Annotated in this window: 9 protein-coding genes and 2 pseudogenes; 7 read left to right on the forward strand and 4 right to left on the reverse strand. The window is 67.6% G+C overall.

Features of this window, described 5'->3' with window-relative positions:
* Positions 1–405 precede the first annotated feature (405 nt).
* Entirely contained in the window at positions 406–1,467 is a 1,062-nt protein-coding gene (locus Sco07f_RS33850; protein ID WP_244942203.1) for a hypothetical protein, read from the forward strand.
* Between the two features lie 802 nt (positions 1,468–2,269).
* Here Sco07f_RS33850 and Sco07f_RS33855 read toward each other — a convergent pair.
* Positions 2,270–3,034 carry an SDR family NAD(P)-dependent oxidoreductase gene (locus Sco07f_RS33855; protein WP_108990141.1) on the reverse strand — a complete coding sequence of 255 codons (765 nt, stop codon included), beginning with the start codon at positions 3,032–3,034 and terminating at the stop codon, positions 2,270–2,272.
* 51 nt (positions 3,035–3,085) lie between these two features.
* Here Sco07f_RS33855 and Sco07f_RS33860 point away from each other — a divergent pair, with 51 nt between their 5' ends.
* The 3 genes and pseudogenes from Sco07f_RS33860 (at position 3,086) to Sco07f_RS33870 (ending at position 5,160) form a co-directional block, all read left to right on the forward strand.
* The gene (locus Sco07f_RS33860; protein ID WP_108990122.1) at positions 3,086–3,718 is read left to right on the forward strand and encodes a TetR/AcrR family transcriptional regulator; all 633 of its coding nucleotides are present in this window, start codon (positions 3,086–3,088) and stop codon (positions 3,716–3,718) included.
* A 74-nt stretch (positions 3,719–3,792) separates the two neighbouring features.
* A pseudogene (locus Sco07f_RS33865) lies at positions 3,793–4,744 on the forward strand (IS256 family transposase); the annotation flags it as partial.
* Positions 4,741–5,160, forward strand: coding sequence for a VOC family protein (locus Sco07f_RS33870; protein WP_108990123.1), 420 nt, complete (start codon positions 4,741–4,743; stop codon positions 5,158–5,160). The pseudogene Sco07f_RS33865 and the gene Sco07f_RS33870, both read left to right, overlap by 4 nt.
* Before the next feature lie 85 nt (positions 5,161–5,245).
* Here Sco07f_RS33870 and Sco07f_RS41375 read toward each other — a convergent pair whose 3' ends face one another.
* Together Sco07f_RS41375 and Sco07f_RS40915 are read right to left on the reverse strand one after the other, a co-directional pair.
* Positions 5,246–5,380 (reverse strand): transposase, encoded by a 135-nt coding sequence (locus Sco07f_RS41375; protein WP_167468298.1) that lies wholly within the window; start codon positions 5,378–5,380, stop codon positions 5,246–5,248.
* 12 nt (positions 5,381–5,392) lie between these two features.
* A pseudogene (locus Sco07f_RS40915) lies at positions 5,393–5,706 on the reverse strand (transposase); the annotation flags it as partial.
* A gap of 1,407 nt (positions 5,707–7,113) precedes the next feature.
* Between Sco07f_RS40915 and Sco07f_RS33890 the strand changes: the two are divergent.
* A complete protein-coding gene (locus Sco07f_RS33890; protein WP_244942204.1) occupies positions 7,114–7,635 on the forward strand; it encodes a hypothetical protein in 522 nt (173 codons plus the stop codon).
* 11 nt (positions 7,636–7,646) lie between these two features.
* Here the strand turns inward: Sco07f_RS33890 and Sco07f_RS39875 are convergent, their stop codons facing one another.
* Positions 7,647–7,844, reverse strand: a complete 198-nt coding sequence (locus Sco07f_RS39875; RefSeq protein ID WP_159107013.1) for a hypothetical protein — start codon at positions 7,842–7,844, stop codon at positions 7,647–7,649.
* Positions 7,845–7,981: 137 nt separating this feature from the next.
* On the opposite strand from Sco07f_RS39875, the gene Sco07f_RS33900 reads away from it, so the two are divergent.
* On the forward strand, positions 7,982–8,515 hold the full coding sequence (locus tag Sco07f_RS33900; protein WP_439959704.1) for a DUF998 domain-containing protein: 534 nt from the start codon (positions 7,982–7,984) through the stop codon (positions 8,513–8,515).
* 43 nt (positions 8,516–8,558) lie between these two features.
* Positions 8,559–9,044 carry a transposase family protein gene (locus Sco07f_RS33905; RefSeq protein WP_108990126.1) on the forward strand — a complete coding sequence of 162 codons (486 nt, stop codon included), beginning with the start codon at positions 8,559–8,561 and terminating at the stop codon, positions 9,042–9,044.
* The last annotated feature ends 67 nt before the right edge of the window (positions 9,045–9,111 follow it).

Here is a 9,111-nt window from a genome sequence, read left to right on the forward strand (position 1 = left end):
CGGACCCGATTCGCCTCGTGCGGGCTGGAGACGTTCTAGTACTTCGCCGTCGAACGCCTACCTACTGCTACAGCCGCTGCCCAACGAGCCGAGGAAGCCTACGGCGCCGCCGTCCTGGCGATCGTGCTGCACTCCAGCGGCCGCCACCCCGACACCGCCCTGTCCGTCGTCATCGGAGGCCCCCGTCCCCTGCACCGCCGTCGCCGTCAACATCGCCCGGCTGCGCGCAACCGCACCAAAGAGCCCGGCGGAACACCCCCGCGTCGGCGGGGGAGCACTGCCATGGCTCGGTGCACGAGAACCGACAGCAGACGTTCACCAGTTTCGACAGCACGAAGCGTTCCGGAATTTTGGAACAACGGTGGCCTGATGACACCTGTCAGACCTCGGGCCTAGGGTGTGCCGGTGATCTTCAGAAGGAAGCAGAAGTCCGCAGACCTGGCCGCCGTCGTGTCAGAGCTGGAGCAGGCAGTGGCAACTCGCGACGGTGTCCGCACCGAGCGTGCGTTCGGCGAGGCAATGAGTGGTCTGCAGTCGGCGACGAGCACCGAATACATGCTGGCGGGCCCCCGGTTGACCGCGCTGCTCCCCTCCTTTCCGCCCACCGGTCCACGCCCGATGCTGGCGACGATGGCAGGCTTCTGTGTGGAGCGTGGTGCCGATCCGGCGGCCTGTGCGGAGCCGATCCTCGACGGTACTCACCGGGACCTGCTCGATGCCCTGGAGTTCGCCCGCCGCTGGTCCGCCGGCAGCGGTGCCGGGGACGAACTGCCGGAGGCCGACGAGAAGATCATCGACGACGCGCTGATGGCCCGGCTGGGTGGCGAGGCGCACGAGGCGTTGCGGCTGGCGCTGGCGTGGTGCTCGATCGAGCAGTGGCAGCCCCCCGCGCTGGCCGTGCTGTGCCGCAGCACCGAGGTGCGCCGTCGGCACGCATCCGCGCTCCTCCCCGCCTGCCGCGACCTGGCGGCCCTGGAGCAGCACGACCTCAAGTGCCTGGCCTACGCGCTGGCGATCCTGGACGACGAGCCGCTGGTGGTGTTGCACCGGCCCACCGGGACCGGGTTCGAGGTGCGCATCGGCGGCATCGGGGACAACTTCCAGTTGCACACGCTGCTCGCCCACGTGCTCGTCGGCGGTGGCCATGTGCCCGGCACCGCACCGTCGGCGGAGAGCGTCCGTCTGGCCATGTCCCCCGAGCCCGCCCAGGGGCGCACCGGGACCGTCGCGACCGGGGTCTTCGAACTCCTCGCCCCGGACGGGGAACGGATCTGGAACGAGGGGCTGCCCGACGACATCCCTGTTGTGGAGGGACACCGCCTACTCGTGCTGGACGAGCCGATGTACCAGCGGAGTTGGAACGCCGACCGGTTCTTCCCGATGCTGCCGGGGACGGCGGAGCTGACTCGTGTGCTGTCCGCCGACGAGGTCCAGACCTGGTTCACCTACACCTGCTGGACGTCCTGACCCGGTCGCCCGGCGCCACCGCACGGCGTCGGCTGCCACTGCGGCCACATGTGGAGGCTCCGGCCTGGCCTCCATCGAACAAGAAGCATGCCGGGGTGCTGTCGAAACTGGTGAACATCTGCTGTCGATTCTCGGGAGCAGAACCAACTGCCAGCTGCGCCAGCGCTGTATGGCGTCGGCCGGAGCACCCCCGCATCGGCGGGGAGGAGGACGTCGGCTTCAGCGTGCCGCTGCTCCGCGCACGCCTGGTCGCCCACGTCGTTGCACACGGCGACCTTGCCGTCGGTCGCCTCGGCGAGCTTGGGCCCCCACACGTCGGCCAGCCTCCCCGAGGCCGACGTCGCGGATGCGGACGACGTGGCTTCAGCCTTCACGGAATCCATCCGTGAGCACGCGCCCCGATCTGCCCGACACACTGGTCCACATCACTGGTCGGCCCCGCAGGCAGGGGGAGGAGCCGCCGGACTATTGGGCCGACGCCCCGGTGCTCTGCTTCAGCGAGGCCACCGAGACCGCCCGCCGCGCATGCTCCGCGACGGAGTGGGCGGCCGCGAACCGTACGACCCCTGGGGCGTGGTGCTCGACCGTCAGAAACGTTATCCAGGCCGGCGCCCGTCCCGTCCTCTACCTCTCCAGGGCAGAGATGCACCAGACGGAGACCCTGCCGAGGCGATTGCGCAACCGACGCGTGGCCTTGTTCACGAGAACCGACTGCCTGCGCGGGCTCCGTGGCCCGGATGCCGCGGAGCCGGAACGCTGTGTGCTGCTACGCGATGCGCTGCCCTCACCAAATCTTCGTTGGTCAGATGCGTGGACCGAGGAACAGGCCACCGCTCGCGTCGAGGATCTGCCCGGTGACCCAGCGGGCGGCATCGGAGGCGAGGAAGGCGACCACGTCGGCTACGTCTTCAGGCGCGCCCAGCCTGCTGAGTGCCGTCATGCCGGAGATCTGTTCGGTGAGGCCCGGCACGTCGAAGACAGCTTCGTTGCTCGCTGTCCTGGTAGCCCCAGGAGCGACCGCGTTCACCGTTATCCCCTGAGGACCGAGCTGGCCGGCGAGGGTCTTGGTCATCGTCTCGATCGCGCCCTTCGTCATGGCGAAGGACGTCTGGGACGCGTTGGCCATCCGGGTTGCCACCGACGAGATCGAGATGATCCGGGCGCCCTCGCGCAACAGAGGCAGTGCACGCTCGATGATGAAGTACGGTGCCCGCACGTTCACCGCGAACAAGTGGTCGAACTCCGCCCGCGTCGTGACGCCGAGCGCGCCGGCTGGTGCGGCCGCCGCGTTGTTGACGACGATGTCGAGCGGTCGACCGCCCAAGCCGGCCTCCACGCCGGCGAAGAGTGTCTCGACGTCGCCGTCCACGCCCAGTTCGGCTCGGACGGCAAAGCCGGTTCCGCCGGCGTGTTCCATCGCGTCGAGCGTGGCTGCAGCCCCGCCCTCGTCCGTGCCGAAGTGCACGATGACCGTGGCTCCTTCGGCCGCCAGCCGTGTCGCGATTGCCTGCCCGATGCCGCGCGACGCGCCCGTCACCAGAGCCGTTCTGCCCATCAGATCGCCCACGTCTTCACCCACCCAAGTGTTAGTTACTAACATGATGGTAGTGTCTAGCATATGAGTGAGCGGCAACCAAACCTCCGGGAACGACGGCGTTCCGAGACGCGGCGCCTGGTCCAGGCGCACGCGGTGCGTCTGTTCACCGACCACGGCTATGACGCGGTAACGGTGGCCGACGTCGCCGAGGCCGCCGGCGTCTCCGCAATGACCGTGTACCGGCACTTCCCCACCAAGGAGGACCTCGTCCTCATCGACCAGCCCGCCCAGCTCATCGCCGAGCGCGTTGCGGCGTCGTCCGCAGCGCAACCCCTGGTGCGCCGCGTCGGCAGCGCGCTCATCGACGCGGCCACGAACTGGACCGGCGGCAATGGAGACGAACAGGCGGCGAACGAACGGTTCCTGCTGGATTGCCTCCGGCTCATGGTGTCGACGCCTGCGCTACGGGCCCGGCACCTGGACAGCCAGTACGCGCTGCAACAGGCCATCGTCGATGCCCTCGGGTATGACGCGACCGGCCCCGACGCCGCGTTCCGCGCTCAGGCGGCGACCAGCGCCTGCATCGCCGCGATGCACACGGCGCTGACGCGCTGGGTCGAGGACGACGGACACACCAAACTGCCCGACTTGATCGCACGGGCACTCACCGCATCCTTCGGTGATGACGCCGTCGCCACCCGCCGGAAGGACTGAAGCGCCGCGGACCGGACACTGTCATCCCTCTTGACCATCGAACACAGCGCGGTGTCGGTGCCTCCCGAAGTGACGAGGCGGCCACCGGCGAGCGCAAGCGGTTCTCCTCCAAGGTCCTGGCCCCGTGGTGCCGCAGGTCCCCGAAGATCTCCGAGGTCCTGCCGCTGCACTGCCTGCACGGACTGTCCTCCGGGGGACTTCGTGCCCGCGCTGGAGCAGTTCCTCGGCTCGACGGCCGGCCTGTCGCCGGCTGCGCCGACCCGGCTGACCAGGCAGTGGAGCGACGACCACGCCACCTTCCAGCAGCGCGACCTGACAGACCGCGACTTCGTCCACGTGTGGGCGGACGGTGTGCACCCGAAGGTCCGGCTCGGGCAGGCCTACTGCTGCGTGCTGGTGTTGCTCGGAGTGCGCTTGGACGGCACCAAGGAACTGATCGCTCTGACCGAAGGACTGCGCGAGTCCACCGAGTCGTGGGCCGACCTGCTGCGCGCATGCCCCCGGCGGGGCATGCGCGACCCCGAACTCGTCGTGGGCGACGGCGCGATGGGACTGTGGAAGGCCCTGGCCGAGGTGTTCCCCACCACCCGGCACCAGTGGTGTTGGGTCCACAAGGCTCGCAATGTCACGAACGCTCTGCCGAAGTCCGCACAGCCAGGGGCGACGAGGGCCATGCGGGAGATCTACACCGCCGAGGACCGCTCCCACGCGGAGAAGGCGATCGAGGTGTTCGCGAAGACCTACGGCGCGAAGTGGCCCAAGGCCGTCACGAAGATCACCAACGACGCCGAGGATCCACTGGCGTTCTACGACTTCCCGGCCGAGCACTGCATCCACCTGCGGACCAAGGTCACCCGCGGGGCCAGCAGCCCGGCCGCCGCCCTCACGATGGTGTTCAAACTGGTCGAGTCCGCCCAGGACCGCCGGCGCGCGATCACCGCACCCCACCTCGTCGCCCTGGTCCGCTCCCGCGCCAGGTTCGAGAATGGTGTCCTGGTCGAGCGCGAGGAGGCGGTGGCCGCGTGAACCGGCCCGCCCACGGGGAACTGCACCACGTCGAGATCTGGGTTCCCGACCTCGACCGCGCCCTCGCCTCACTCGGCTGGCTGCTTCAGACGCTGGGCTACACCGTCTCGCAGAGCTGGGACACCGGCCGCAGCTGGCTGCTGGGGCCGACCTACCTCGTTCTCGAACAGTCCCCGGCCCTCACCACCGACCGGCACGACCGCCGCCGACCCGGGCTGAACCACCTGGCCTTCCACGTTGAGGACGCCACTACCGTCGAGATGTTGACCGTCGGTGCGACCCAGCACGGCTGGAGCCTGATGTTCGCCGAGCTGCACCCACACGCCGGCGGCAAGCAGCACTACGCGGCCTACCTGGAGAACACCGACGGCTTCGAGGTCGAGCTCGTCGCGATCAACACACCCCAGCTCAACTGATCCACAGGTATTGGCAATTGCTCGGTCATGAGTGTGAAGAGGGCGGCGTCGCGGTCGGTGGTGCCGGCGGGTGTCACCGTGATTATCACGGGGAGCCCGAGGGCGTCGACGGCGTGTGTCTCTTGCGTCCGTTGATCTTCTTGCCGGCGTCGAAGCCGCGGGTGGCCTTGGAAACGGTCTCGGCTCCCTTGACCGACTGCGAATCGACGATCAATGTCACGGGTCAGGGGCATCGTCCCTGGCCCGTGCGGATCTGACGGCGGAGTTGATCACGGAGGAAGCCAATGGCGCCACGGCGGTGCCAGGCGGCGACTTGGTAGTAGGCGGTCTGCCAGGGCGGATAGACCACGGCCAGGGCCCGCCATTTGACGCCGTTGTCGACGAGGTAACGGATGGCGTCGACGATGTCCGGCGATGCCACTTCTCCGGCCTGCCGCCCGCTTTGGTCTGGCAGGCCGGCAGGGGAAGCAGCGGTTCGATCAGCGCCCATTCCGCGATCGTGGTGGGGGACGGATAGCGGCGCCGCCGGCCGGTGGAAGCGGGCATGGGAAGGTCCGGGAGCTATTCAGAGAGCTGGGCGAGGATGGCGTGAACCCCGGTGAGCTGGGCCGATGCGAGCTGAGCCCATTCATCGTCAGGTGGCGCATCAGGTGTGGGTCGAGCGACCCCGTGATCAACCGGGTCAGGCGGCCCCGAACGAGACGGAACTGCTTCTTCTCGTATTCGATCCAGTCGGCCGGCTCTTCCGAGAACAGGTAGCCGTCCTTGCGGCGCCAGATGATCGGGGTCAGATGCTCCGAGGCCCCGACATCGCGCGGGTGACGGACCCCGTGTCGGCGTACGGACTTCTCTCCCCAGTTGCGTACGGACGAACGTCCCCAACTCCAGCCGTCGGCCCCTGACACACGAGGCCCTGGACGAACTCCCGGCGGGCAAGGTCGTCGAGCACATCCGCAGCGTGCTCGTGGCCACCGGCACGCTACGGAATGACCTGCACCGGTACGCGACCTGGCACCTCCTGCGACGGCTCCGCCGACGCAGCCGCGACAGCGACGCCACGCACACCCAGCTCACCGTCGTCCGCCAGCACCTGCGGGCAGCCGTCCATCTCCTCAACTGGCTCGAGGACCAGGGAACGACACTTGCGACCTGCTGTCAGGCCGACCTGGAACGCTGGACGCCCGGCGACGACGTCCGTCACCGCAAGGAGGCAGGGCACGTCGTGCGCTGGGCTCTCGCCCAGAAGATCGCACGCGCTCTCAGCCTCCCGGCCGTCCGATGGAACGGCCCGAACGGCCCATCTCAGGCGATGGACGACGAGCCCGCTGGGCCACCGGCCGCCGTCTGCTGCACGACGACACGCTCAAGTCCGAAGACCGCCTCGTCGGCCCGCTGTTGCACCTCTATGCCCAGTGGCCCGCGGCGATCTCCCGACTCACCGTCGACCACATCAAGGAGACCGACGGAGCAGTCCGCCTCCGCCTCGGCGCCGTCCCGGTCGAGCTGCCTGCACCCGTCGCCGAACCGGCCCTCCAACAGGTCGCGGCCCGCCGCAGCCTTGCCACTCTCGCCCGGACGGATCCCCCTGGCTCTTCCCCGGAGGTCAGCCCGGCCGCCCGATTAGTGTCTGGGCCATGGGCGAAGTCTCCGCAAACTCGGCATCCGGCTCGTAGAGCCCCGCTCCACTGCCCTGTTCCAGCTCGCTACCGAGCTACCCGCCGCGGTCCTCGCCCGGACCCTCGGCACCGACATCACCTGTCGCCGTCAAATGGCAACGGGCCGGCGCTGGTGACTGGGGCGTCTACGCAGCCTAAGCCAGCAGACGCGCGACCTCGCAAGCAGTGCATCCGAACGGAAGTACTGGGCCCGGACCGGGCGCCAGGAGGAATAGCCACTGGTCAGGCCGCATATCACCGACGCGGTTGAGTAGCGTCAAGATCTACGATGACCACCATGGAACCCGTGCCCGCCCTCATCCACCTGGACAGCCCTTTCATCAACTTCCGAGACTTCGACTTCGGTGAGGGCTCTCACGGCTACCGCTGGATCGACGCGAAGCGTTTCCAGCTATCGTCCGAGCCGCTGGACGACCGAGAAGTGCTGGCTGCTTTGATCGCGCATCCTCAGTTTCGGGACACCTACGACGGAGCTGGCGTTCAAGACTGGCCGCGGCACGGCCAATGGTGGCTTGACCGCATCCTCCCTGACGTCTACGACACCGTCGATGCCGAGACGGCGGTCGATGTCGTCCTTTCCTGGGCCAACCAGCATGGAGACGTCCCGGAATCGCTCGCATCGCGTCTGCGTGAGGAGATCTACACCCCGATCCGGAAGGCAACCAGCAGATACCTACTAGGACAGCTCCCCGAGGACGCGTTCCACGACTACGGACCGATCCACATCGACTACCACGAACTCGCCCTCATCGACCGCCCGGCAGCGACACTCACTCTCCTCGTCGCAGCTGACGACTGACGCCGCCGGGGTCAGCGCCACAGACGCTTGAGACGGGGGTATTCAGGCAGTTCCAATACCCGAATACACCATTGGCCGTCTTCCAGGACGACCTGATCCGGACCTACCGAGGCTTCCCTGACCGTCGCCGATCCGAGCGGTCCGTCGAGGAATACCGGGAACCCACCGAGCAGGAGTGGCACGACTTCCAGCAGCATTTCGAGCTGCACAAGGTATCCCTAAGAGTTTTACCGTAAACGATCACTTGACGTCGACTGTCGGGGGGCTTGCCTTCGCGTCAACCAGGGTTGACGCAACTCACCTTGTTAACCTATGTTGACGAGATGGGGAATCAAGTGCTGCTTGCCTGCGGGATGGCTGCTGGGCCTCTTTTCACCGTCGCGTATCTGCTGCAAGGCGCCAGCCGTGTGGGCTACAGACCGTCAACTTCCTCTTGGCGGGCTTGTTGTCGCTGGTCTTCGCCGTGGGCCTGTGGCGCGTTGGGCCTTCCCGCTGGGGTGCCCTGCTGATCGGTGCGTGGGCGGTCGGTCTGCTGGGCGCAGGTGCCTTCCGGACAGATCCGGTGAGCGGTTATCCTCCCGGCACGCCTGATCAACTGCAGCGTCACACCCGTGCAGGTGCTCTGCATGACCTGTTGTCTCTCATCGGATTCCTCGCCCTTGCTATGGCCTGCTTCGTATTCGCCCTGTCCAACTCTCTTTGGTGGACCATCTACTCGATCGTCAGCGGTGTGCTCTTCGCGACGACGATGGCGCTAGCCAGTGCCGCGTTCGACCAGCACCAACGCTGGGTCGACCTCGGCGGACTGATCCAGCGCATCTCGCTCACTATCGGCTGGACCTGGCAGATGCTGCTCGCCGTGCGCCTCCTGCACACCTGACGGCTGAACCGCAACCCTTGCTCGAGGGTGAGACGATTTTGCGATGGCTGGTGTGATCTCGGCGTCGGAGCCGTCCTGGCCAGGACCCTTCACCGGGCTGAGCCCGCGATGCTTCACCAAGTTGGTGACCGCCCTGCGGCGCGAGGGCGCGGACGCAGTCCGTAAGGGCCGGCCTTGGAGCCTGCCGCTGGAGGACCGTGTCCTGCTCGTGGCGGCCTACTGGCGCACAAGCAGGGCGTGGGAGGAATCCGGCGCCAAGGCCGCCGTTGGCAAGACCACCACGATCGCCGACGGCGGCTATCCCGGTACTGGACTCGTCACGCCTCATCGCCGACGCCAGGGCGAAGAGCTGCCCGACTGGAAGCAGGAGCACAACAAGTCCCACAAACAGGCCCGCGCCCGGGTCGAGCATTCCTTCGCCCGGATGAAGGGGTGGAAGATCCTGCGCGACTGCCGACTCAAAGGAGACGGCGTCCACCACGCAGTGCCTGGCATCGCGCGCCTGCACAACGTCGCCCTCGCCGGATAGGCGGACGATGCCAGGCAAGGGAGACCGTATCCAACATGATCCGGACGCATTTACGGGACAGCCCTTA

The organism is Streptomyces coelicoflavus, from assembly GCF_003112555.1.
GTDB classification, from domain to species: Bacteria; Actinomycetota; Actinomycetes; order Streptomycetales; family Streptomycetaceae; genus Streptomyces; species Streptomyces coelicoflavus.